The following is a 24,227-nucleotide window of genomic DNA, read 5'->3' as shown; positions in this document are numbered from 1 at the left end:
CGTCTACGACGGACGGCGTTGAATCACCGTCTACGACGGACGGCGTTGAATCACCGTCTACGACGGGCGGGGGCACAGGTGGTTGCACGGTTATCTGCGATCCTGTCGACGCTCGCGCTCGTATGTCTCGTCGCGTCCTGCGGATGGTTCGGGGACGAGCGTCTCGAGTCGGCCCCTGGCAGCCCCACGCGATCGGAACTGGAAGAGTTGCTGTCCCGGACAGCGATTGTCGACACCCGACCACATCCGGGTGGATACCAGCGCGGCTGCGGTAACGGCGAGGCCTGCGTCTTCGGCCCCGCGTGGTCCGACGACCAGGACGCTCCAGGTGGCCACGACGGGTGCGATACCCGCAACAACGTTCTGGCCCAAGATCTCTCGGACGTGGTGTTCAAACCGGGAACACGTGACTGCGTCGTACTGTCGGGCGCGATGACCGACCCGTACTCCGGAGATCGCATCGAATTCGAACGCAGCCAGGCCAAGTCCGTCCAGATCGACCACGTCTTCCCACTCGCCGCGGCTTGGGACTTCGGCGCGAACTCCTGGACGCCCGCGCTTCGGATGAGGTTCGCGAACGACACGTCACTGAACCTGTTGGCCGTCAACGGCCCCGACAACCAGTCGAAAGGCGACAGCACGCCCAGTGAGTGGTTGCCGCCCAATCCTGCATACCGATGCTTTTACGCCGGCAAGTACCTGACCGTCGCGATTTCCTATGGCTTACCAGTCAGCCGAGCTGATCATTCGGCCCTGACGGACCTTGCCACTCGCTGCTGATCTAGCGGCAGTCCTTCACCACTCGCCCACTCTGGATGACGAGTGCGATCCGCTCACGATCGGCAAAGATCGAGGGATCCGTCAACGGATTGCCGCGGAAGGCAACGAGGTCGGCGAACTTACCGACTTCGATGGTGCCGACCTCGTCGGCGATTCCGAGAATGTCGGCGTTGATCCGGGTAGCGGAAACCAGTGCATCCATGGGTGTTTCGACCTTCGCGCGCAGGACCAACTCCATCCCACGGCCCGTTTGATCGGTACCGATGAGGTCGGATCCCAGCCCCACTCTGACCCCGGCATTTCGAGCGGCGAGGAGCCCGTCGATCTGCCCCTGCATCATCTTTCCGATGCGAGCCGAAATCGATTCGGGCAGACCTGCCGACGCCGCACTGTCCGAGAGCGCCTGCACCACAGCCAACGTCGGCACCAACGCGACGTCGTGCTCGGCCATCAACTTGGCAGTCTCGTCGTCGATACCTGAGCCGTGCTCGACGCATTTCGCGCCGGCAGTGACAGCGTTTCGGATTCCCTCGTTGTTGTGGGCATGCACCGTGACATAGGTACCGCGCGCATTGGCTTCCTCGACGGCAACTTCGATCTCGTCGACCGTGAACTGGGTATCGGTGAGCTTGTCATGAGTCGATACCACTCCCCCGGTAACACACAGTTTGAGGAAGTCCGCACCCCTGCGGAACGTCTCGCGAACGTTCTTTCGCATTTCGTGCGGACCGTCGGAAAGCAGAGACATACACCGTAATCCGGGGATGTCATGATCGGACCAGTCCGAAGTCGGCTCCCATTCGGCCGCCAGGTGTCCGTGTCCACCGGTCTGGCACTGGATCGGGCCGCACTGAATGATCCGCGGACCCGGAATCTTGCCCGAGGCGACAACTCCGGCGAGTCCACCGTCGATTCCGCCGCAGTCACGAACAGTGGTGAATCCCCCGTCGAGGGTCGATGCGCAGGTCGCGAACATGTCTGCAGCGAGCTCGGCTACCGAGATCTGACGCCGCAGGCTCGGTGCGAGATCGCTCGATCCACCGAGATGAACGTGTGCGTCGATGAGGCCGGGCGTGATTGTCAGCCCAGCGCAGTCCAGCACCTCCGCCCCCGTGGGTGGCGTGCCACCGAGTGCACTGATGCGCCCGTTTTCCACAGCAACAGCGCAGTTCTCGATCGGGTCGGCGCCCGTCCCGTCGATGATCGTTGCACCGGTCAGCCATACGACAGACATATTGAATGTTCCTCCGACGTGTACCGATCGCCGGAAGATTCCGCCGACATACCGAATAGGGTTCGGTTAGTATGATGCATATCGGCTCCCGAAATCAAGGAGTTGTCATCACTCGATGAAGTCCGAGATTGCTGACGAATCCCTCACCAGGAGAATCGATGCCGCGTCCCACCCAGCCGATACTGTCCACGCGAAACATCACCGACGCGGCTCTGGATGCTGTCGACGCGACCGGCGACTTCACCATGCCCGGGATCGCCAAGCAATTGAACGTGACTCCGTCTTCGCTCTACACACATATTTCGGGTCGATCCGAGATCGTCGAACTCATGCGCATCCGCGTGATGTCGTCGATCTCTGTCCCCCACCCACCCCCAGGATGGAGCGAACGGATCAGCGCGTGGGGGTGGGCCTATCGCCGAGCTGCCGTCGAACATTGGCGCCTCATCCCGCTACTCATGACACGCAGCGTCCGCACCGAGGTGACTTTTGATATCGATACTGCACTGGTTCAAGCATTTTCGGACGGCGGTTTCGATCCGACCGACACTCGTCACGCAATCTCCACGCTGGACAGTTTGGTTCTCGGATCCGTCGTGAAACTCTCGACGCCGGATGTCGCGTGGACTCAATCCTCGAACCCGAGCGAGGTCACGCGCGAGGCTACGACCCCGCTGCGAACCGACGACACGTTCGACTTCGGCCTGCGAACCCTGATCGCCGGATGGATGGCTCAACGCGTTGTTCGTCTGTATACCGAACCTCATTCGGATTCCGACGTCACTTCACGGTGAACGACCTGGTGTGCCATCCCGTGGCACCACCGGGAATCGGCGGAGTGCGCTCTTCCACCTGAACGTTCCCGTCCAAATCCGTCGCTCTGACCTGCACCGTGTGCAAACCCGAGCCTGCATCCCACATCCACGACCATTGACGCCAGGTGTCGATCGAGTACTCCTGCGCCAGTGTCGCCGGTTGCCATTCACCGTTGTCGACGCGAACCTCGACCTTCTCGATCCCGCGATGCTGCGCCCAGGCCGTTCCCGCCACCAGCACCTGGCCCGGCTCGATGGGAGCCAGAGCTGCCGGCACCTCGATACGCGAGGACGTCTTGATCGGTGCCTGCGCACCCCAACCGCGCTGGGTCCAATAGGCCTCGACCTTGTCGAAACGCGTGAGTTCCCACTCCGTCACCCACTTGGTGGCGGAGACGAAACCGTACAGACCGGGAACGACCTGCCGAACGGGATAGCCGTGCTCGAACGGCAACGGCTCACCGTTCATCGCCACGGCGAGAATCGCGTCACGGCCGTCGGTGACTATCTCGACCGGGGTGCCGACTGTGAAGCCGTCGACGCTGGTCGAGAGGAGCATGTCGGCGTCGGGATGGACACCGACTTCGTCGAGCAGGTCCTTCATGGGATAACCGATCCACTTCGCGTTCCCGGCCAGAACGCCGCCCACCTCGTTCGAGACACACGTCAGCGTGATGACTCGCTCGATGGGCGTTCGCGCCACCAGATCGTCGAACGACAACGTCATCTCGCGGTCCACCATTCCGTGAATCCGCAGTTCCCACGAATCCGTCGTCAATTGCGGAACGAGGAGTGCAGTGTCGATTCGGTAGAAGTCGTCGTTGGGCGTGATGTATGTCGACGCACCCGCAATCGCGATGTCCGCACCCGCCGGAATCGGCGGCGCCGGGTCAGCGGCGGTGGGCACGACAAAATCTTCACGATTCGCTACTGCTCCGGCGATTCTCTGCCCCACGAACTTCCCGGCCGCACCCGCTGCCGCAGCCACTGCCAACGCCGCACCTGCCAGCAGGAGGAACTGACGACGAGGCAACCACGAGTCGGCGACGCCCGGCGAGAGCGGCACTTCGAGTTGTGTGATCAGCAACCGCAAGGTGGCGACGCCCGCCACCACACCGACCAGCGTCGGGAACACGTACATCGCATCGGCAGTCGGCCGCTGCATCGCCGCATACACACCAACCGCGCCCAGAAGAACGAGAATGACGCTGCCGATCGGGCGGCGTCGCCGTTCCAGGAGCCCGGCCACCGCACCGAGCAGAACGATCAAGATCGACATTCCGATGAACAGCGCCGGCTTGTCATTGGTACCGAAAGTGTCGATCGCGAACTCGCGAGCCCACGCCGGCGTTCGGTCGACGGTAGTCGCACCTACCGCGTAAAAGGGCGACGCGTCCGGGTTGATCGGCAACGCAACCAGTTCACCGACGCCCAGGACGACAGCCGCGGCCAAGACCCCGGAGATCGCGTGAGCAGCCCATCTACGACGCGGTGGACGAGATTCGGTGCTCGGGTGCTCGTCGATGTTCTGTGTGACCATGTCGTCTCGGCTCTGTCGGTGCGAGTGGTGCTTCGATCGGATACCCGACATTCGGCGCTGCGGGCCATCCGGATGGGTGCACTCCTCCATCAAGAACTACTCCGAACTCGCGATTAGAGTGGGAACGATGACCGTCGACCTCAACAAGGACACGCTCCTGTGCATGTCGCTCTCCGGGCGACCGAGCAACATCGGCACCAGATTTCACAATTACCTCTACGAGGAATTGGGCCTGAACTTCGTCTACAAAGCCTTCACCACCGAAGACGTGCCAGCCGCGATCGCCGGCATACGAGCACTCGGGATTCGAGGCTGCGGGGTGTCGATGCCGTTCAAGGAACAGGTCATCGAGCACATCGACGTCATGCATGATTCGGCCAGCGCCATCGACTCCGTCAACACGATCGTCAACGAGTCCGGAGTGCTGCACGCCTACAACACCGACTATCAGGCGGTGGCCGATCTACTGCGTGACAACAACGTCGACACGAGCCTGTCCGTCGCTGTCGCCGGCAGCGGTGGCATGGCAAAAGCAGTCGTCGCCGCGGTGCGCGACACCGGATTCACCGACGTCACCGTGATCGCCCGCAACCAGCAAGTGGGGTCATCGCTCGCGAAGCAGTACGGCTTCGACTGGCAGGCCGAACTCGGCGAGCTTCGTCCCGGTGTGCTGATCAACGCCACCCCGATCGGTATGTCCGGCGGCGCAGAAGCAGATGCACTGTCGTTCCCCGAACACGCAGTGCGCGCCGCCGATGTCGTCTTCGACGTCGTCGCGATGCCTGCGAACACGCCACTGATCGCGTTGGCGACCGAACTCGGCAAAACGGCGATCACGGGAGCGTCGGTCATTGCCCTTCAGGCCGCCGAACAGTTCGTGCTCTACACCGGCGTGCGTCCGAGCGCGGAGCAGATCCAGCGAGCGTCGGAATACTCACGGGCGTAGGAACCACGTCGCCGTGAACGAGACCGGGGAGACTCCACCTCAACAACTCGCGCGGAACTTCAACGAGTTGTTGCAAGAACTGCGCGTCGCGCTCTCTGGTGTTCAGATCCTGTTTGCCTTCTTGCTGGCCGTGGCATTCACCGAACGCTACGAGGAAGCGTCGGCGTACATCCGCGGCATCCACTTGGTGACGGTGATCCTTGTTGCCATCTCGTTCGGGTTCCTGATGGCACCCGCGGTCTGGCATCGCATGCTTTTCCGCCGTGGGCACCGCGAGAACATATTGCCCGTGGCCAACCGATTCGCCCTGTGCGGCATAGCCTTTCTGGCCGCCTCCATGACCGGCACGGTTCTGTTGATCGCCGAGGTCGCCGTCGGCGGAGTTGCCGCAAAGGTTTTGGCAGCGTGCGCCGCGATCATGTTCACGGCGCTGTGGTTTCTCGTGCCGTCATTCATCGATCGCACCAAGAGCTGACTCAGGCTCCGGTGTCGACGGCGCGAGTGCTGTCGTTGGACCACTGTGACCACGAGCCCGGGAACAGCGTCGCGTCGTAACCGGCGATCGCGAGCGCCGCGATCTCGTGCGCTGCAGTCACTCCGGATCCGCAGTACACCGCCACCTTGTCTCCGACGCCCAGTCTGGCGAATCGCTCACGCAGGTGGGTCGTATCCAGGAATCGCCCGTCGCCGGTGATGTTCTCGGCGGTCGGCGCGTTCACCGCACCGGGGATGTGCCCTGCGACGGGATCCATCGGCTCGACCTCGCCGCGGTACCGCTCCCCGGCTCGGGCGTCGAGAAGGACACCGCCCTCGCTCGTCCAGTTGCCGACACCGTCGATGTCGACAGTCGGCATGTTGCCGCCGGTGAAAGTCACGTCGCCCGGGCTGACGGACTCGCCGATACCGGCCGCCAACGGCAGTCCTGCGGACTCCCAGGCCTGCAGCCCGCCGTCGAGCAGTCGGACATCCGAGAGTCCGGCCCACCGCAGCAGCCACCAACCACGAGCAGAGGCCGTGTTGCCGGTGGCGTCGTAAAGCACCACCGAATCACCGTCGTCGATTCCCCAACGACGCGCCGCGGCCTGCAGGTCTTCGAGACTCGGCAGCGGATGCCTTCCCGTGCCCGGCGACGGCGGCGAGGCAAGTTCCTCGTCGAGGTTCACGAATACCGCACCGGGAATATGGCCGTCGCGAAAATGCTGCTCGCCGTTCGAATCACCCAGCGCCCATCGGACATCGAGCAATCGCGGCGCAGCGCCGGCCTCGATGAGAGCGGACAGTTCTTCGACGTCGATCAGCACGGGAAGTGTCATGAGCCCATCCTGACACGACCACTCATGCAACCCCGAAGAAGGCACCGAGACCCACCAACAACACTCCCGTCACCACGTCGATTCGCTTGCCGACGCCAGGGCGACGCAGCTTCTTGCCGGCTCCGGCTGCCAACACCACCACGATCGCCCACCACAGCGCCGCGGCGACCACCGTCGCGCCCGCCAACATCAACGTGCGCAGCCCTGCGCCTTCACCCGGCTCGATGAATTGCGGGAGTAGCCCGAGAAAGAACAACAGCGCTTTCGGGTTCAGCAGGTTCGAGAGGAAGCCGTAGCGAAATGCTGTGGTGACCGCGATCGGTTCTTTCGCTGCCGGAATTCCCTCGTCCGAGGCTCGGGCCTTGAAAGCACTTCGAATCGCGGAGATGCCGAGCCAGGTCAGATATGCCGCCCCGGCGTAGGTGAGCGCGGAGAGCAACTGCGGCCGTGTCGCCACAAGTGCGGAGAGACCAAGTGACGCGGCAGCGGTGTGAACGAAGAGCCCGGAAATCACACCGGCGGCCACCACCGCGCCGGTCCGACGATCTGCCAGAGAATGACGCAGGATCAGGACAAAATCCGGTCCCGGCGTGAACAGGACGATGGATAGCAGGGAGCCGAAAGCGAGCCATTGACCGACACTCATCCGAAATACCTCACACCCGAGCTGATTCGAGACACATGTTCATGCCAGGAGTGTGCAACTGGATCCGGGAAGTTCAAAACGACTCCGGATATAGTTCGGCAGATGACGAAGAATGAGCCTCTGGATCCGGTGGACTGGAAGATTTTGGCCGAATTGCAGAACGACGCGTCGATCACCAACAAGGTGTTGGCCGATCGAGTCGGCTTGGCGACGTCCTCGTGCCACGAGCGCGTACGACGCCTACGCGCCAACGGCACGATCAGCGGCATCCATGCGGTTGTCGATCCGGCAGCCGTTGGCCGGTCGATGCAGGCGATCATCGCCGTTCAATTGCGACCACACCGCCGCGACCTCGTCGACCGGTTCACCGCCGACGCGCTAGCGCTGCCGGAAACGCTTGCGCTCTTCAACGTCTCGGGGCCCGAGGACTTCTTCCTCCACGTCGCGGTCCGTGACAGCGCTCATCTACAACGGGTATTGATCGACCACCTCGCCGCACATCCCGAGGTCTGGCACGCCCAAACGCACCTCATCTACGGCAAAGCGGTCACCTCACCCATCCGACCGGACAGGTAAATCGGGCCTCGAGCGGGTCGGGCAGAATCACTGACCATGTCGGACTCCACAGATACCACCGAACCGGAAGCCGTTCGCAGCAACTCGCAACCGATGAGCGCAGGCATCGTCACGGCCCTCGTCGGCTTCACCAGTTCGTTCGCGGTGGTCCTCACCGGCCTCGCCGCTGTCGGCGCGGACGCGACCGAGGCGGCGTCCGGACTGCTGGTTCTGTGTGTGACCCAAGCGTTGGGAATGCTCTGGCTCTCACGCCGGTATCGGATGCCGATCACCCTGGCCTGGTCGACGCCCGGTGCCGCTCTGCTCGCCGGCGCGGGAGCCGTCGAGGGTGGGTGGCCGGCGGCGGTCGGAGCATTCATCGTCGTCGGAATCGCGATTGTTCTGACCGGACTGTGGCCGACGCTCGGAAGGATCATCTCGGCAATCCCGACGCCCCTCGCGCAGGCGATGCTCGCCGGGGTTCTGATGCCGTTGTGCCTGGCGCCGATCATCGCCGTCCGGGACGCCCCCGCAGCGGTCGCGCCCGTCATCCTGGTTTGGCTTGCCGCGCAGCGCTTCTCCAAGCGATGGGCGGTTCCGCTCGCGTTTCTCACAGCAGCGGTCGTGATCGGGATCAGCCTCGTCACGTCGGATCGAGTGCTCGACGCCGGCGCCATGATTCCCCGCATTGATCTCACCGCGCCGTCGTGGACCTGGCAGGCAATGATCGGCATTGCGATTCCCCTCTACATCGTCACGATGGCTTCGCAGAACATTCCCGGTGTGGCCGTGATGAATTCGTTCGGATACACCGTTCCCTGGCGACCGTCGATGATCGTGACGGGTATCGGCACCATCGTCGGCGCACCGGCCGGTGGCCATGCGATCAACCTCGCGGCGATCAGCGCAGCCCTGGCCGCCGCCCCCACCGCACATCCGGATCCCAAACGTCGATGGATCGCTGCCTTCACCGCAGGCTGGGCGTATCTCGTTCTCGCTGCCGGCGCGGCCGCGGTGGCCGCTCTGGTAGCCGCCGCACCGGCCGGAGTCGTGGAAACTGTTGCCGGACTGGCGCTCCTGGCAACGCTTGCCGGCGCCCTCACGTCGGCGCTGAGCGAGGCGAGTGAACGTGAAGGCGCCGTGGTCACGTTTCTGATCGCCGCATCCGGGGTCAGTATCCTGGGAATCGGATCGGCATTCTGGGCACTGTTGGTGGGGCTGATCGTGCGCGCCGTCCTACAGGGCACCACCCTGCCCCCACTCTCGCGAAAGTCCTCACTACAGTCGAAGCCGTGAGCACAGCGCAGACGCCCCCGTCGATCAGCGAGTTTCCCGTTCTCTGGCCCGTCCCGACGCGGTGGGACGACAACGATCACTACGGCCACGTCAACAACGTGACCTACTACTCGTACTTCGACACCGCGGTCAACGCCTGGCTGATGTCTTCCACTGGAACCGACATCCGCACCCTGCCTGCCATCGGCGTCGTCGCCGAGACGTCGTGCCGGTACCTGAGCGAACTGTCGTTCCCCGAGCAGTTGCAGGTGGGTATCTCCGTCGAGAAGCTGGGCACCAAGAGCATCGTCTACGCCCTGGCGATATTCCACGAGGTCGACGGTGGCAATTGGGAACCCGCTGCCACCGGCCGCTTTGTCCACGTCTACGTCGACGCCGACACCCGTAAGCCGGTGGAGATCCCGGCGGCCATCAGATCTGCAGCCGGGACCTTGACCGAAAACTAGCTCAGACCGAGCTGATCTGCCGTCAAGACGGCGCGTGCAACGATTCCGTCGATCAGCGCGACCGTCGGGCCGCCGTGCTCGGCCTTGTTGCGCGGATCGTCGAGGATACGTCGCAGCACGCCCTCCGCGATGATCGAGAGCTTCCACAGAGCGAGTACGTGCCAGTATCCGACCGCTGACACGTCGCGGCCAGTCGCCTCGACGTAGGCAGCGACCAGCTCGTCACGGTTCGGGAAGCCTTCCAGCGTGGACGCCATGAACGGACCGGCAACCTTGTCACCGGCTTCCGGCCAGTACGCGAGTAGCGCACCGAGGTCCGCGAGCGGCTCCCCCAACGTGCACAGCTCCCAGTCGACGACGGCAACGATGCGCCCCTCGGCCGGATCGGTGATGACGTTGTTGAGGTGGAAGTCGCCGTGAACCAACGTCACTTCGTTCTGTTCCGGAATGTTTCGGTGCAGAATCTCGGCCAATCGGTCGACATCCGGAACATCGCGGGTCTTGGACTTCTCCCACTGCGCCGACCACCGCTTGAGCTGACGCTCGGCAAAGGGCTTGCGGCTGGCCAGGTCGTCCAGCCCGGTCTCTTCCAGGTCAACTCCGTGGATGCTGGCGAGGGTTTTGGGCATCGCCAAGCCGACCGCGCGACGCTCGTCCTCGGTCAACTTCTGAGCCACCGGAACGCCGTCGATCACAACGCCGTCGATGTAGCTCATGAGGACCAGCGGAGCGTCCGTGATCTCCGGATCTTCCGTGATGCCGAGGATCTTCGGAACCGGCACTTTGGTTCCCTGGAGCGACGACAGGATGCGGTGCTCGCGAACGACGTCGTGCGCGGACGCCAACAACGTGCCGAGTGGAGGTCTGCGCAGTACCCACCGTCCTCCGCCCGCATCCGTCACGGAGTAGGTCAGGTTCGATTGCCCGTTACCGATCCTCTCGAAAGTCAGTGGTGTCGTGGCGCCGACCCCCAGTTCGGCGATCCACGCGGAAACAGCTTCTTCGTTCAAACCGACTGCAGTCACCGCACCGATGCTAGCGGTTGAAGTCCGATCGGTTGGCCGTACCGACACGTTTGTTACTCGCCAGTTCGCAGTTCAGGTCTTGATACGGCAGTGAAAATACTTGCGGATTTCCCAATCAGGGGGATCCTGATGGTAGAGCGACAACTGCATACGACACATCGGGATTGTGCGGCGTACTCACGAGGCGCGCCGGGCATGAGCAGAAACCGAGGTGAGCGAAGATGATCGACAACCTCGATTATCCGGTCCAACTCATCCAACCGAACGGCGCACGGGTGTGCCGTCCCGAATTCGACCGCCTGATAACGGACATCGGGCCTGACGAACTGCTGTCGTTGTATCGCGATCTCGTCGTGAGTCGCCGAATCGACACCGAAGCTGTTGCCCTGCAGCGTCAAGGCGAAATCGGTTTGTGGGCTCCGATGCTAGGCCAAGAAGCCGCCCAGGTCGGTTCCGCGAGAGCGCTCGCCCCAGACGACTTCGCGTTCACCAGCTACCGCGAACATGCCGTCGCGTACTGCCGGGGTGTTCCCCCCGAATTGCTGACCACCATGTGGCGAGGAATCTCCCATTCCGGTTGGGATCCAGAACAATTCAATGTCACCAATCCGGCGATCGTCGTCGGCTCCCAAGGGCTGCACGCCACCGGATACGCACTCGGCGCACACCTGGACGGCGCCGAGATCGCAACGATCGCGTACTTCGGCGACGGCGCCACAAGTCAGGGCGACATCGCCGAGGCGATGGGATTTGCCGCCAGTTTCCGTGTCGGCGTTGTCTTCTTCTGCCAGAACAACCAGTGGGCAATCAGTGAACCGGTATCCCTCCAGTCACGCACGCCCATCTCACATCGGGCAATCGGTTACGGCATCCCCGCGATCCGCGTCGACGGTAACGACGTCCTTGCCGTGCTCGCCGTGACGCGCTCGGCGCTCAATCGCGCACGCGAAGGCAGCGGCCCGACGTTCATCGAGGCGATCACCTGCAGAATGGGCCCGCACACGACCTCCGACGATCCGAGCAGGTACCGCACCGATACGGATATGTCGGAGTGGAGAAGCCGCGATCCGCTCGAGCGAATGCGTCTGCTCCTCGGCCGTCGCGATCTTCTCGGAGAAAACGAACTCAGCACCATCGCGGCAGCCGCCGACGACGTCGCCGCTGGACTGCGACGCGCAACCATCGCGCTCGCCGATCCGCCCCCGTCAGCGCTCTTCGATCACGTCTACGCCGAGGCACACCCACTGATCGACGCTGAACGCGAAGAGCATCGCGCGTATCTCCGTAGCCTGGAAGGGGCTTCGTCATGACCGTCATGAATCTGGTGACCGCGCTCAACACCGGCCTTCGACGCGCACTCGAAGACGATCGTCGCGTTGTCATCATGGGCGAGGACGTCGGCCGTCTCGGCGGCGTATTCCGGGTTACCGACGCCCTGCAGAAGGACTTCGGCGACACCCGGGTGATCGACATGCCCCTCGCCGAATCAGGGATCGTGGGAACAGCTTTCGGTCTTGCCTTGCGCGGATATCGTCCGGTCTGCGAAATTCAATTCGACGGGTTTGTCTACCCGGCTTTCGATCAGATCGTCTCGCAGGTGGCCAAGATCCAGTACCGCACCCGAGGCGCTGCCTCTGCGCCACTGACGATTCGGATTCCCAGTGGCGGCGGAATCGGTGCGGTGGAACATCATTCGGAGTCGCCGGAAGCGTACTTCGCTCACACCGCGGGACTGCGGGTGGTGTACCCGAGCAATCCGATCGACGGTTTTCACATGATCCGCCAATCCATTGCGGCCGACGACCCGGTGATATTCCTCGAACCCAAACGGCGCTACTGGGATACCGCCGACGTGAATACCGATGCTGCGCCCGAGCTTCCGCTCCACCGTGCTCGCGTCGCCCGCTCGGGGAACGACGCGACAGTGGTTGCGTACGGATCCATGGTCACCACCGCACTCGACGCCGCGCGGATCGCCGAAGAAGAGGGCCATGATCTGGAAGTGGTGGATCTGCGTTCACTCTCCCCCGTCGACTTCGACACGATCGAGGCGTCGGTGAACAAGACAGGCCGGCTGGTCGTTGTCCACGAGGCTCCGAAGTTTCTCGGCGTCGGCGCCGAAATCGCAGCACACGTCGCGGAACACTGCTTCTATCAGTTGGAGTCACCGATCCTGCGGGTCAGCGGATTCGACATCCCCTACCCGCCCGCCAAGCTCGAGCGATTTCACCTTCCGGACGCCGACCGGATCCTCGCAGCACTCGACCGGACGCTGGCAGCATGAGTACAGGGCACGAATTCCGGTTGCCGGATCTCGGCGAGGGCCTGACGTCCGCCGATCTGGTCGAGTGGACGGTCGGCGTCGGCGACACGGTGGCACTCAATCAAGTTCTCGCCCAGGTAGAGACAGCCAAAGCTCTTGTCGAACTGCCGTCGCCCTACGTCGGCGTTGTCAGAGAACTCCTCGTCGAACCTGGCACTACCGTTCCGGTGGGTACTCCGATCATCCGTATCGAGGAGCCTGCAGATTCACCGTCTCCAAGTGATTCACAGTCTCCGAGCGTGCTGGTCGGATACGGACCCGCGGCCGAGAGACCGAGCCGCCGACGGAGCAAGATCACGCCGGACTCGCAATCCGCGGCGAATACCGAACGACAGCCCGCAACACCCGCGGCGCGGCGCGCGGCCCGCGAAGCCGGCATCGAACTGAGCGAAATCACCGGCAGCGGATTCGACGGCGCCGTCACCGCAGCTGACGTCGCAGACGCGCTTACCGTGCAGGCGCCTTCGGATAACGCGACACGCCTGGCCTCGTCCGGCATACGAAAACAGATGGCGTCGGCGATGGTTGCCAGCGTCCGCGCTCCGCAGGCCAGCGTCTTCCTCACCGCCGATGTCACGCCTTCGATGGAACTGCTCGGCAGGCTCCGTTCCTCGGAGGCGTTCACCGGACTGTCCCTCACTCCGCTGACTCTCGCTGCCAAGGCAATGGTGGCGGCCGTCGCCTCGCACCCGATGGTGAACGCGCATTGGGACGAGGCCCGCGGCGACGCCGCCGTCGACGATGACGTGAATCTCGGCATCGCCGTCGCCTCCGAACGTGGACTGTCCGTGCCCAACATCAAGAGCGCCCAGACCCTGAGCCTGGTCCAGCTCGCACGCGCGGTGACCGAACTGACCGTCGCTGCCCGTGAGGGAAATACGGACGTCCGTCACCTGACGGGTGGCACCGTCACGATCACAAATGTCGGAGTCTTCGGCGTCGACGGCGGCATTCCGCTTCTCAATCCGGGAGAAGCCGTCATTCTCTGTCTGGGCTCGGTGAGCGAGCGTCCGTGGGTGATCGAGCGCAAGATCGAAGTGCGGAGCGTCGTGACACTGACGTTGACGTTCGACCACCGCGTGCTGACCGGTGAGCAGGCCGCGAGATTCCTCTCATTTGTCGCAGAGATGCTCGCGAACCCGGACCTGTTGCTGACTCACCTGTAGAAAGGAACGAGTGAGCGTCAACCCCACCGACCGCGCAGTCCCCACCTCCGCCCTGGTGCGCGCCCGCGCCGGCATCTTCGGCATTTTCGGCATCAACGGATTTCTCCTCGCGATGTGGGTCGTCCACATCCCGTCCATCGAACACCGAGTGGGGATCAGTCACTCGACGCTCGGCTCACTTCTTCTCCTTCTTGCAGTCGGAGCCATTGCCGGCATGCAGTTGAGCGGCCCGCTCGCAGATCGATACGGCAGCAGACGCATGGTCGTCCTGGCGGGTAGCGGGCTGGCATTCGCCACTCTCGGCCCGGGGTTTGCCACGAACACCTGGCAACTGGGCGCTGCACTTGTCGTGTTCGGCTTTGCGAACGGCGCGTTGGACGTGTCGATGAACTCGCAGGCCGTCGAGGCCGAACAGTTGTACCGGCGCCCGATCATGGCGGCCTTTCACGGCATGTTCTCGGTCGGTGGCGTATTGGGCTCTGTCATCGGATTCGGCACTCTCGCACTGGATCTTCCGCCGTATGTCACGCTCAGCATCGCGTCGGCAATCGGCTTGCTGGCAGTCTGGTTGTGCTCGCGACCCCTTCTCCCTCACGTCGACGTGCATGCCGAAACCGGGTCGACTACCGGAAAGACACACGGCAGATTCTCGGCTCGCGTACTTGCCCTCGGAACCCTCGCCTTTGTTCTGATGCTGGCCGAGGGAGTGGCAAACGACTGGAGCGCGCTGCAGGTCAAGGAAGATCTCGGTGTTTCGAATGCCGTTGCCGCACTGTCGTTCGGCGCATTCTCCGCCATGATGACCGTCGGCCGGTTCACCGCGGATCGGATCAGCGCGGCGGTAGGCCCGGTGGCAGTGGTTCGCTACGGTGCGTTGCTGTCGTCCATCGGAATGCTGACCGTCGTGGTATCCGGCTGGCTACCACTGACGTTGCTCGGTTGGGCCCTGTTCGGCGCCGGCCTGTCGGGATGCATTCCGCAGATCTTCACCACGGCCGGAAATCTGGGCTCAGGTTCGGCCGGCACCAACATGTCTCGCGTCGTCGGCATGGGATACATCGGATTCCTCGCCGGTCCGGCAACCATCGGCTGGGTCACCAAGCTTGTGCCTCTCACCACAGCAATGTTGATCCCGTTTGCATGCGTCCTGGTCGCAGCGGGTTGTGCGGGTGTCGTTCGGCGCGATTCTCCGACCGCCTACAGACCTCACAGCTGATCCTCACGATCGGCACAGACTCAACAGGGATGCTGGTACTCGTGACCGTCTCGACCTCCACCCAGCACCCCGCTCCCTCCACAACCACTCGCTTCCTCGTCCTTGCCGCGATCGCCGTCGTAGCGCTGGGCGTCTTGTATTTCGTGCGACCCACCTCGCCCGGTTTGAGCGTCCCGGAACAGGTGCGCGCACTTGCCGAGTGGACGGTAGGCCGATTCGACGTCACCGCTGTACTCGCAGCCACTACCGCTCTGGCCGTCGTCTCGATGGTCCGCGGACTGCCATACGGCATCGGCGCGATCCTGCTCCTCGGAATGGGCGCCAATCTCACCAACGCGGCATTCGGTTCCTGGCTCCCCGATGTGCCCCAGGACCTATTGCCCAGCGGTCACGTCGCAGCGGCGACCGCGCTGTACTGCTCGGCGATCTTGATCTCCGCCCCGCAGTGGCGTCCGGTGGTCGCCGGGCTCGGATTCGTCGGAGTTGCTGCGATCGGTGCCAGCGCGCTCGCCGCCGAGCTGAGCGGCCTTTTCGGAGTGATAGCTGGCATTCTGATCACCCTGGTATGGGCCTGTGCCGCAGCCATTTTGATGGCACGATCGCCCATCGCCGCGAAACGTGAAGAGCTACGCCCGGATACGGCAGCCATCGCGTTCTCCAGGCACCGGAGCATCCGACTTTAGTCCTAAATCTTTGGGATTCAGAGATTTTCGCCGATAGCTCTCCCGCCACGGTTGGACATGACGTATGTTCTGAAATGTCCGAATCAAGTAGTTCCACAGCGAAGGAGTCTTTACCGTGAGCCTCGAAGATCTGAACCCGCTCGAACTGATCCAGAAGTTGATCGAACTACTTTCCGGCTTCTCTTCCGACCCCGAAACCCCCGAGGTTCCGTAAAACGTCGCCAGAGGCGCCTGTTCCGAGTTTCGTCTCGGACCAGGCGCCTTTGTCGTTTCAGCACAAGAAGTCGTTTCAGCACAAGAAGTCGTTGCATCACACGACATCTTTGCAACAAACGGCCACGAAAAAGGCGTCCACTCGCAGCTGCGAGTGGACGCCCCTCCCTAGTACCAGCGCTAGAGCGCCTTGAGTTCCTCGGTTACTTCGGAGACCGACTTCTTGGCGTCACCGAAGAGCATCGAGGTGCCCTCGGCGAAGAAGAGCGGGTTCTCGATACCGGCGAAACCGGAGTTCATCGAGCGCTTGAGCACGATGACGGACTTCGACTGGTCGACGTTGAGGATCGGCATTCCGTGAATCGGTGAGCTCGGATCGTTGCGCGCCGCCGGGTTGGTGACGTCGTTCGCGCCGATCACCAAGGTGACATCGGTACGAGAGAACTCGTCGTTGATGTCGTCCATTTCCTTCATCGCGTCGTACGAGACATCCGCCTCTGCGAGAAGAACGTTCATGTGACCGGGCATACGGCCGGCGACCGGGTGAATGGCGTACTTGACCTCGACACCCTTCGACTCGAGCAATTTCGCCATGTCCTTGACGGCATGCTGAGCCTGCGCGACCGCAAGTCCGTATCCTGGTACGACGATGACCTGGTTGGCGTAGGCCATCTGGATGGCCGCGTCGGCGGCCGAGGTCGCCTTTGCCGTGCGCACGACACCGTCGGAGGATGCGGCTTCACCGCCACCACCACCGAAGCCGCCGGCAACGATGGCCGGGATGGACCGGTTCATGGCCTTGGCCATGAGGTTGGTCAAGATGGTGCCCGAAGCACCGACGATCATGCCGGCGACGATCATCGCCTGGTTGTTGAGCGCCAAACCTGCAGCAGCAGCTGACAAACCGGTCAGAGCGTTGAGCAGCGAGATGACGACGGGCATGTCCGCGCCGCCGATGGGCAGCACGACCATCAGTCCGAGGATGCCCGAGAGCACGAGCACGCCGACGATCCACAGTGAGCTGGTCGGGCCTTCCGGTGAGATCGCCTTGATACCGATGATCACCGAGAACGCAACGGCGGCAATGAGCAGCAGAGCATTGAGCGGCTGCTGGAGCTTGCCGATTCCGATCGGACGACCAGGCAGAGTTTCCTGCAGCTTCAGAAACGCGATCACGCTGCCCCAGAAGGAGATCGATCCGATCACCGCGGCAAAGAGCGAAGCGATGACGATGTGTACCGTCGGCGACTCGCCGTGCTGGAATGCGGTGAAACCGTCCGAGTCCAGGAACTCCGCGTACGCGATCAACGCGACCGTGCCGCCGCCGACACCGTTGAACAGTGCCACCAACTGCGGCATGGCCGTCATCTTCGTCCGGAGCGCCGGCGGAACGCCGAGCACGACACCGATGACAAGGCCGGCAGCGATGAGGATCCAGTTCCCCATCTCCGCATCACGAATGGAGATCAGAGTTGCAACGACGGCGATGAGCATGCCGACCGCGGCGATCTGGTTACCGCGGACTGCGGTCTTCGGGCCGGTAAGACCCATGAGGCCGTAGATGAACATCGAGAACGCGACAATATAGAGCGCATTGACCAGGTATTCCATTACTGGTCACCATCCTTCGACACAGACTTGGCGGCCGGCTTGGCCTTGAACATCGCCAACATGCGGTCCGTGACGACAAAACCACCGACAACGTTCACGGTTCCGAAGACGAGCGCGACGAACAAGATGATCTGTAACCCGATCGAGGGATCGTGCACCTTGCCCAGGACGACCAACGCGCCCAGGACGACGATGCCGTGGATGGCGTTCGTACCGGACATCAACGGGGTGTGCAGGGTGTTCGGAACTTTGGAGATCACAGCGAAACCGACGAACCCGGACAACACCAGGATCGCGATGTTCGCCAGTAGTGATGTGTACATCAGGCGCCCTTCTCTTCACGGGTGACGCACGCACCGGCCAGAACCTCGTCGGAGAAATCAGGCGCCAAGGCGCCTTCCACCAACATGAGTTCGATCAGCGCGGAAATGTTCTTCGAGTACAACTCGGACGCATGCTCCGGCATGGACGCCGGCAAATTCAGCGGAGAGCAAATGGTCACGCCGTGCTTGACGACAGTGTGACCCGGCTCGGTCAGCTCGCAGTTACCACCGGTTTCACCCGCGAGGTCGACCACGACACTGCCCGGCTTCATGCCTTCGACCGCGGCAGCGGTAACCAGGCGCGGCGCGGGACGACCCGGAACCAGAGCTGTGGTGATCACAACGTCGAAGCCCTTGATCGCATCTTCGAGTGCCTGCTGCTGCTTCGCTCGCTCGTCGTCGGTCAACTCGCGGGCGTATCCACCCTCGCCCGCCGCATCGATTCCGAGGTCGAGCCACTGTGCACCCACCGAACGCACCTGGTCGGCAACCTCAGGACGCACGTCGTACCCGGTAGCGCGGCCACCGAGACGCTTGGCTGTCGCCAGCGCCTGCAGACCTGCCACACCCACTCCGAGGACCAGAACCGTCGCAGGCTTCACCGTGCCCGCAGCGGTGGTGAGCATCGGGAAGAACCGCGTCGACTCCGATGCTGCCAACAGAACAGCCTTGTACCCGGACACGTTCGCCTGCGAGGACAACGCGTCCATCACCTGCGCGCGGGAGATACGAGGAATCGCCTCCACGGCGTATCCCTCGATGCCGGCGGCCTTCAACTCGGCGATGCGGTTGTCCGCATTACGCGGATTCAGGAAACCGATGAGCTTCGCGCCGGTACTGATCCGGGCGATCTCTTCTGTCGACGGAGGCGCAACCTTGACCACCACGTCAGCAGTCCACGGATCGCCGATCTTCGCGCCGGCAGCGGTGTACAACTCGTCGGGAATCAACGCCCCGAGACCGGCCCCGGACTCGACGACCACGTCGACACCCTTGCCGATCAAAGCGGACACAATTTTCGGCACCAATGCGACCCGACGCTCACCATCACTCGATTCTCGAGGGACGCCGACCGACGGACGCACTTGTGCGCTCTTCGATGTTTCCATTTTCCATTACCTTCTGCGGTTGGTGGTTCGCCTGCTGCGACGAGCGGCAACCAGCATGTGATGAGCGGAAGATGACCCGCTTTTGGGTGAATGGTGACTGATAGTAGCCAGAGTTAACGCGGCGTAGGGAAACCGACGACGCACTTTCTCCATCTGAATCGAGTCCGAACAGTATGTTTGGACATACCTGAAGAAGCCTACTGTGAGGCCGATCACACCGGAATGGCGGACTATTCCACTATTTGAAACGGCCGAAAGACGTAAAGGCATCAGAATGACGCGCCGAATAATCACCGTCGAGCGAGTTTACGAACCGGCTTCCGAATGTAACGCCGTCCGACTCCGCGTAGACCGACTCCGGCCACGCGGCCTCAAACGCGAAAACCTGCAGTACGCCTCGCACCGTCCTCGGATGCTCGACCCGTTGTTCTACTGACAGCAAGCAAGGACCTGCCGTACGGTCACGCGCAGGTCCTTGCCGACTATCTCGCAGAATTACTCTGATGTCCTAGTATTTCACTAGAGCATCAATTGCTCACATATTGAGACCGCAACTTGTGCTTGACGAGCTTTCCTGTAGCGGTCCTAGGCAATTCGTCGGCAAAGTCAATGCTTCTCGGAGCTTTGAAATGTGCGACCTGACTGCGAACGTATTCCAGCAATTCCTCGGCGACATGGGCACCAGGCTCGATTCCCTCCGCTAGTTGGACAACCGCCTTGACCTGCTCACCCATTTCCTCGTCGGGAACACCGATGACCGCCACGTCGAACACCTTCGGGTGCAAAGTAAGGATGTTCTCGGACTCCTGTGGGTAGATATTCACACCACCGGAGATAATCGTGAACGCGGCGCGGTCGGTCAGATAAAGGAAACGCTCGGAGTCGATATAGCCGATATCTCCACTCGTCGTCCACGTCGGATGATCCGGATGCTGCGCGGCAGCCGTTTTCTCGGGATCATTGTGGTACCGGAACGGCAAAGTCTCCCGCTCCCAGAACACGGTACCGATCTCGCCGACCGGAAGATCGCGCCCGGCGTCGTCACAGATGTGCACGATCCCCATCACTCCGTCACGCCCGACGGAACCCGGATGCGACAAGGCCTGCTCACTGTTGATGAAGGTAGCGCCCGAACCCTCGGTCGAGGCGTAGTACTCGTAGATCACCGGCCCCCACCAGTCGATCATTGCCGTCTTCACTTCGGGCGGGCAGGGAGCAGCAGCGTGAATGGCGACCTTCACCGTCGAGACGTCGTAACGATCACGGGTCTCCTTCGGAAGTTTCAACATTCGAACGAACATCGTCGGTACCCACTGACTGTGCGTCACAGCGTATTTACCGATCAACTCCAGCGCGGTTTCGGCTTCGAATGCATCCATCAAGATCACGGTTCCGCCGACCGAATTGATCACGCCGCAAAAACGCAGGGGCGCCGCGTGATAGACCGGAGCCGGGCACAAATAGACTGTGTCGGAATCGAACCCGTACATCGGTGCGAACACCGCGGTGTACGGATCCATGGTGGTGTTCACCTCACCCTCCGGGAGATCTCCTTTGATCCCCTTCGGCCTGCCGGTGGTTCCCGACGAATACAGCATGTCAGCCCCACGCGGCTGCGAGTCGAGTGGAGCAGTGGACTGCGCATCGACCGCTTCTTCGTAGTCGTCGAAGCCCTCGAGGGCGCCGCCGTACACCAATCGGTGCCGCACGCGTGGAATCAGCTTCTCGTCCAACGGAACTGCTGCGGACGCCTGCCCCGACGCCACCAGAATTGTCGCCTCGCAGTCGTCGACGATGTAGGCAGCCTCCGCAGCCGTGAGATGCCAGTTCACCGCGGTGATGTAGAGGCCGGATCTCAACGCTGCCCAGTACACCTCGAACGCCCGGAGATCGTTGTTCGAGATGAGAGCGACGTGGTCCCCAGGCTTGGCACCGACACTTCGGAAGTATCGCGCCAACTGCGTCGACCGTTCGTCGAGTTCCCGATAGGTGATGGACTCACCCGTCGCAGGGCGAATGACGGCGGGCTTGTCCGGTGTGGACTGGACAAAATTTCCTGGAAACACGAAGACTCCTCTGTCGGTGACGACAACGCCGCGTGAGCCTGATTCGGCGTCGACAATCCTGGTCTACCACAGGAACTCTGCCACCCTCGGAGGTTTGGCGACACCGACTCGAAGCATGGGAATGCCCGCTCACTTATCCGCCGGGACATACAGTGAGGAGAACCGCACCGTCCGAAACAGGAGATGTCCACATGAGTGGTTGGCCCCAGGACTCAGTAGTCGACGCATTGACCGAGGAATGGAGAGTCATCGACGCACTGCTGGCCGAACTCGACGGCGATCAGTGGTTGGCACCGTCGAACCTTCCGGGGTGGACGGTTCACGACATCGTGTCCCATCTGATCGGTACGGAATCACTGCTCTCGGGCATCAATCCGCCGTCGATCAATCTGGACGTGCACGCATTGCCCCACGTCCACAACGAGATTGCGGCGTTCAACGAGCGCTGGGTCGAAGGCCTGCGGCGGACACCGCACTCGGACCTGCTGACCCGATATCGCGAGATCACCGCCGAACGAACCGAAGCGCTGCGCTCGATGACCAGCGCGGACTGGGACGCCGAGACACAAACACCGGTCGGTCTTGCGCCCTATGGCCGGTTCATGCGTATTCGGACCTTCGACTGTTGGATGCACGAACTCGACATCAGAGATGCAGTTGGCATTCCGGGTGAGGAAGGCGGATTGCGCGCGGAGACTGCATTCGGCGAAATCACCAGCGCGCTCGGATTCGTCGTCGGAAAACGAGGAAAGGCGCCAGAGGGAGCACGGATCACTTTCGAACTCGAAGGGCCACTTGCCCGTTCACTTCACGTCTCGGTCGACGCGCGAGCAACACTCGTCCCGGAGCTGGACGGTCCGGCGACCACGACCATCTCGATGAGCTCACCGCTCTTCACCCGAATTGCCGGTGGCCGCGTCCACGCGTCGGATCACCGAACCGACATCTCGCTTCGCGGTGACACCACGGTGGGCACACGCGTCGTCGACAATCTGGCGTTCACGATTTGAGGGCTGGGTGGGTAGGTCGCGAAGGTACTGAGAAGTGAAACTGTTTCTCTCGTCCTACCGATTCGGCGACCACCGCGAGGCCTTTGTCGATCTCGTAGGCCGCGGCGCTCGCATCGCAGTCATCGCCGCGGCTGCAGATTCGTGGCCCGTCAATGCCCGCAGTTCAGCAGTCACCAGCGAACTGACTCCACTACGGGCAGCCGGCTTCACCGCAGAGGAAGTGGATGTCCGAGACTTCCTGGGTGCACCGGAAGCACTGGAACTCCGGCTCCGCGATTTCGACTGCCTGTGGGTTCGCGGCGGAAACACGTTCGTCCTGCGAGCTCAGCTAGCTCGAAGTGGCGCTGACCGGGTCATCGAGATGCTGGTTCGTTCAGGCGTCGTGGCCTATGCGGGATACAGCGCCGGAGCGTGCCTGGCGACTCCGACTCTGATCGGGCTGGACGCGTCGGACGACCCCGCTGAAGTCATGCCAACGTGCGGTATCGACCCGATCTGGTCGGGGCTCGCGCTGATCGACTTCGCGATAGTGCCGCACGGCGGCGATTCGCTACTCGAAGATCCACAGGTGACTGCGCGGACGGTTGCGGCCCTGACCACGGCGGGCGTGCAATTCACCGTGCTCACCGATTACGAGGTGATACTCGTCGACCGTTGATGTAACGCAGACGGTTGATCTTGACGCAGACTGAGCAGTCGACTCGGCCCGACCGGATCAGCCGTGCTCTGCCACCGCGGTTCCGGCTGCCGGCGACTGACGCTCGAGCCTCGTCCACGCGATCTCCCAACGCTTGACAGAGACCTCGTCAGCGTCCTCGAGAAGGGCGTCGAGGAGCAGGCGTGGATTTTCGCGCCATGCCAGTTCAGCGGCATGGACTTCCGCAGCCGAGAACAACCCGGAAGCCTCGAGATCACGAATCCATTCGCAGATCTCGCCTCGGTGAATCCGTGCGATGGTCTCGTATCCCAGACCTTCGTCAAGGAAGTCGTACGAAAAAATTGCGGCAAAGTAACTGTTCGACTCACGCTGCCCGAAAATCATGTGCGTTCCTTCCTCGAAGTTGTCCGACGAAGACTCGAAATCGAACCGTTGAGCAGCGACGCCAAAGTTTTTTTGGCGAAGTTGTAACGCTTCTTCTATCCCCGACGATTCAAACGCTAACCCCCCGAGCGGGTCTTTGGGATCACGTCCGAGAAACGATCTGATGACCAACGCAATACCCCTGGGGTTTCCGGCCACTCGCACCCATCATCGACACGCAACCAGCGCGCCGCTGACCTGCAATTTGCCCGTTTCAGGCCCTCCACTTAATCCATCCGAACAGACGACAAAAAACTTTGTGACCGGTCCCACATATTGGGATAGTTACGATCGTGATGCATATGTATCACCCGTTGTGGGCACAAAAGTACGGGCAAATCGGCACGTACAGACCAGTTTTGTTCGTTCTCCATGGCGACAAAGGCCCCTTGAACGGTCGTCCAGTTGTAGTTGCGCTAAGTAACGGATCCCACGTCGGCAACCGATATTGCGGACGGCCTGCCAGGTAGCGTGCTCCAGAGAACGTAGACGCGGCGCGGCGCAACCGGCCGCCCTTTCGAAACGGAGCCCGAAGATGACCGAGACAGTGGCGCACAATCCCGCGGAAACGCGTTTCGAGATCCGAGTCGACGGCGAACTCGCCGGTTTCGCCGAGTACTCGGACCATTCCGGCGTCCGTGATTTCCACCACACGGTGACCTATCCGCAGTTTCGTGGGCGCGGGCTTGCCGCCATCGTGGTGCGTGAAGCGCTCGATCAGACCCGGAACGAGGGATTGAAGATCCTTCCGACGTGCTCGTACGTCGAGAAGTTTGTTGCGGAGAACCCCGTCTACCAGGCATAACCGAACGAGAACGGCCGGCGAAAAA

General features: G+C 62.3%; 25 protein-coding genes. 15 read left to right on the top strand and 10 right to left on the bottom strand.

Going from position 1 to position 24,227, the window contains the following annotated elements:
* Nucleotides 1-78: 78 nt before the first annotated feature.
* The gene (locus ABH939_RS25630) at nt 79-780 is read left to right on the top strand and encodes an HNH endonuclease family protein (protein ID WP_404650344.1); all 702 of its coding nucleotides are present in this window, start codon (nt 79-81) and stop codon (nt 778-780) included.
* Nucleotide 781: 1 nt separating this feature from the next.
* Here the strand turns inward: ABH939_RS25630 and ABH939_RS25625 are convergent, their stop codons facing one another.
* Nucleotides 782-2,014: an amidohydrolase family protein gene (locus ABH939_RS25625; RefSeq protein WP_404650343.1), complete on the bottom strand. Its 1,233-nt coding sequence runs from the start codon at nt 2,012-2,014 to the stop codon at nt 782-784.
* A 158-nt stretch (nt 2,015-2,172) separates the two neighbouring features.
* On the opposite strand from ABH939_RS25625, the gene ABH939_RS25620 reads away from it, so the two are divergent.
* A complete protein-coding gene (locus ABH939_RS25620; protein WP_054187324.1) occupies nt 2,173-2,808 on the top strand; it encodes a TetR/AcrR family transcriptional regulator C-terminal domain-containing protein in 636 nt (211 codons plus the stop codon).
* Here the strand turns inward: ABH939_RS25620 and ABH939_RS25615 are convergent.
* The gene (locus tag ABH939_RS25615) at nt 2,795-4,369 is read right to left on the bottom strand and encodes a molybdopterin-dependent oxidoreductase (protein ID WP_020908339.1); all 1,575 of its coding nucleotides are present in this window, start codon (nt 4,367-4,369) and stop codon (nt 2,795-2,797) included. The two genes, ABH939_RS25620 and ABH939_RS25615, sit on opposite strands and share 14 nt — an antisense overlap.
* 127 nt (nt 4,370-4,496) lie before the next feature.
* Here ABH939_RS25615 and ABH939_RS25610 point away from each other — a divergent pair, with 127 nt between their 5' ends.
* Nucleotides 4,497-5,315, top strand: a complete 819-nt coding sequence (locus ABH939_RS25610) for a shikimate 5-dehydrogenase (protein WP_314677775.1) — start codon at nt 4,497-4,499, stop codon at nt 5,313-5,315.
* Nucleotides 5,316-5,328: 13 nt separating this feature from the next.
* Nucleotides 5,329-5,790: a DUF6328 family protein gene (locus ABH939_RS25605; protein WP_003941357.1), complete on the top strand. Its 462-nt coding sequence runs from the start codon at nt 5,329-5,331 to the stop codon at nt 5,788-5,790.
* A gap of 1 nt (nt 5,791) precedes the next feature.
* Here ABH939_RS25605 and ABH939_RS25600 read toward each other — a convergent pair whose 3' ends face one another.
* Together ABH939_RS25600 and ABH939_RS25595 are read right to left on the bottom strand one after the other, a co-directional pair.
* Nucleotides 5,792-6,628, bottom strand: a complete 837-nt coding sequence (locus tag ABH939_RS25600; RefSeq protein ID WP_404650342.1) for a sulfurtransferase — start codon at nt 6,626-6,628, stop codon at nt 5,792-5,794.
* Nucleotides 6,629-6,650: 22 nt separating this feature from the next.
* Nucleotides 6,651-7,274: a LysE family translocator gene (locus tag ABH939_RS25595; protein WP_003941342.1), complete on the bottom strand. Its 624-nt coding sequence runs from the start codon at nt 7,272-7,274 to the stop codon at nt 6,651-6,653.
* A gap of 102 nt (nt 7,275-7,376) precedes the next feature.
* On the opposite strand from ABH939_RS25595, the gene ABH939_RS25590 reads away from it, so the two are divergent.
* The 3 genes from ABH939_RS25590 to ABH939_RS25580 are packed head-to-tail and all read left to right on the top strand — an operon-like array spanning nt 7,377 to nt 9,571.
* Nucleotides 7,377-7,850, top strand: coding sequence for an Lrp/AsnC family transcriptional regulator (locus ABH939_RS25590; RefSeq protein ID WP_003941284.1), 474 nt, complete (start codon nt 7,377-7,379; stop codon nt 7,848-7,850).
* Nucleotides 7,851-7,886: 36 nt separating this feature from the next.
* Nucleotides 7,887-9,125: a benzoate/H(+) symporter BenE family transporter gene (locus ABH939_RS25585; protein ID WP_064112973.1), complete on the top strand. Its 1,239-nt coding sequence runs from the start codon at nt 7,887-7,889 to the stop codon at nt 9,123-9,125.
* Nucleotides 9,122-9,571, top strand: coding sequence for a thioesterase family protein (locus ABH939_RS25580; RefSeq protein ID WP_042447890.1), 450 nt, complete (start codon nt 9,122-9,124; stop codon nt 9,569-9,571). The genes ABH939_RS25585 and ABH939_RS25580 overlap by 4 nt, the downstream gene beginning before the upstream one ends.
* Here the strand turns inward: ABH939_RS25580 and ABH939_RS25575 are convergent.
* Nucleotides 9,568-10,596 (bottom strand): phosphotransferase family protein, encoded by a 1,029-nt coding sequence (locus ABH939_RS25575; RefSeq protein ID WP_003941376.1) that lies wholly within the window; start codon nt 10,594-10,596, stop codon nt 9,568-9,570. The two genes, ABH939_RS25580 and ABH939_RS25575, sit on opposite strands and share 4 nt — an antisense overlap.
* A gap of 221 nt (nt 10,597-10,817) precedes the next feature.
* Between ABH939_RS25575 and pdhA the strand changes: the two genes are divergently transcribed.
* From pdhA to ABH939_RS25550, 5 genes are read left to right on the top strand one after another with little or no spacing between them, the layout of a single operon-like run.
* Nucleotides 10,818-11,906: a pyruvate dehydrogenase (acetyl-transferring) E1 component subunit alpha gene (gene pdhA / locus ABH939_RS25570; RefSeq protein WP_007726109.1), complete on the top strand. Its 1,089-nt coding sequence runs from the start codon at nt 10,818-10,820 to the stop codon at nt 11,904-11,906.
* Nucleotides 11,903-12,880, top strand: coding sequence for an alpha-ketoacid dehydrogenase subunit beta (locus ABH939_RS25565; protein ID WP_065351152.1), 978 nt, complete (start codon nt 11,903-11,905; stop codon nt 12,878-12,880). The genes pdhA and ABH939_RS25565 overlap by 4 nt, the downstream gene beginning before the upstream one ends.
* Nucleotides 12,877-14,085, top strand: coding sequence for a dihydrolipoamide acetyltransferase family protein (locus tag ABH939_RS25560; protein ID WP_099698308.1), 1,209 nt, complete (start codon nt 12,877-12,879; stop codon nt 14,083-14,085). Before ABH939_RS25565 ends, ABH939_RS25560 begins: the two co-directional genes overlap by 4 nt.
* A 10-nt stretch (nt 14,086-14,095) precedes the next feature.
* Entirely contained in the window at nt 14,096-15,301 is a 1,206-nt protein-coding gene (locus ABH939_RS25555) for an MFS transporter (protein ID WP_081558099.1), read from the top strand.
* A gap of 29 nt (nt 15,302-15,330) precedes the next feature.
* The gene (locus ABH939_RS25550; RefSeq protein ID WP_007726101.1) at nt 15,331-15,984 is read left to right on the top strand and encodes a hypothetical protein; all 654 of its coding nucleotides are present in this window, start codon (nt 15,331-15,333) and stop codon (nt 15,982-15,984) included.
* Between the two features lie 393 nt (nt 15,985-16,377).
* Here ABH939_RS25550 and ABH939_RS25545 read toward each other — a convergent pair whose 3' ends face one another.
* From ABH939_RS25545 to ABH939_RS25530, 4 genes are all read right to left on the bottom strand, one after another.
* The gene (locus ABH939_RS25545; RefSeq protein ID WP_003941368.1) at nt 16,378-17,808 is read right to left on the bottom strand and encodes an NAD(P)(+) transhydrogenase (Re/Si-specific) subunit beta; all 1,431 of its coding nucleotides are present in this window, start codon (nt 17,806-17,808) and stop codon (nt 16,378-16,380) included.
* Complete coding sequence (locus ABH939_RS25540) at nt 17,808-18,131, bottom strand: NAD(P) transhydrogenase subunit alpha (protein ID WP_003941319.1); 324 nt, start codon at nt 18,129-18,131, stop codon at nt 17,808-17,810. The genes ABH939_RS25545 and ABH939_RS25540 overlap by 1 nt, the downstream gene beginning before the upstream one ends.
* Complete coding sequence (locus ABH939_RS25535; protein ID WP_217017510.1) at nt 18,131-19,240, bottom strand: Re/Si-specific NAD(P)(+) transhydrogenase subunit alpha; 1,110 nt, start codon at nt 19,238-19,240, stop codon at nt 18,131-18,133. Before ABH939_RS25535 ends, ABH939_RS25540 begins: the two co-directional genes overlap by 1 nt.
* A gap of 527 nt (nt 19,241-19,767) precedes the next feature.
* Nucleotides 19,768-21,306 carry an AMP-binding protein gene (locus tag ABH939_RS25530; RefSeq protein ID WP_042923127.1) on the bottom strand — a complete coding sequence of 513 codons (1,539 nt, stop codon included), beginning with the start codon at nt 21,304-21,306 and terminating at the stop codon, nt 19,768-19,770.
* A gap of 191 nt (nt 21,307-21,497) precedes the next feature.
* Between ABH939_RS25530 and ABH939_RS25525 the strand changes: the two genes are divergently transcribed.
* The gene (locus ABH939_RS25525) at nt 21,498-22,316 is read left to right on the top strand and encodes a maleylpyruvate isomerase family mycothiol-dependent enzyme (protein WP_003941328.1); all 819 of its coding nucleotides are present in this window, start codon (nt 21,498-21,500) and stop codon (nt 22,314-22,316) included.
* A gap of 34 nt (nt 22,317-22,350) precedes the next feature.
* Entirely contained in the window at nt 22,351-22,974 is a 624-nt protein-coding gene (locus ABH939_RS25520) for a Type 1 glutamine amidotransferase-like domain-containing protein (protein ID WP_003941379.1), read from the top strand.
* Between the two features lie 57 nt (nt 22,975-23,031).
* Here ABH939_RS25520 and ABH939_RS25515 read toward each other — a convergent pair whose 3' ends face one another.
* Nucleotides 23,032-23,358: a hypothetical protein gene (locus ABH939_RS25515; protein ID WP_003941297.1), complete on the bottom strand. Its 327-nt coding sequence runs from the start codon at nt 23,356-23,358 to the stop codon at nt 23,032-23,034.
* A gap of 574 nt (nt 23,359-23,932) precedes the next feature.
* Between ABH939_RS25515 and ABH939_RS25510 the strand changes: the two genes are divergently transcribed.
* Nucleotides 23,933-24,202, top strand: a complete 270-nt coding sequence (locus ABH939_RS25510; protein ID WP_007726096.1) for a GNAT family N-acetyltransferase — start codon at nt 23,933-23,935, stop codon at nt 24,200-24,202.
* Nucleotides 24,203-24,227: the final 25 nt, after the last annotated feature.

It is taken from the genome of Rhodococcus sp. 27YEA6 (genome assembly GCF_044908235.1).
In the GTDB taxonomy this organism is placed as follows: Bacteria; Actinomycetota; Actinomycetes; order Mycobacteriales; family Mycobacteriaceae; genus Rhodococcus_F; species Rhodococcus_F qingshengii.
Note: the sequence above shows the minus strand (reverse complement) of the source record. Positions and strands in the feature narration are given on the sequence as shown.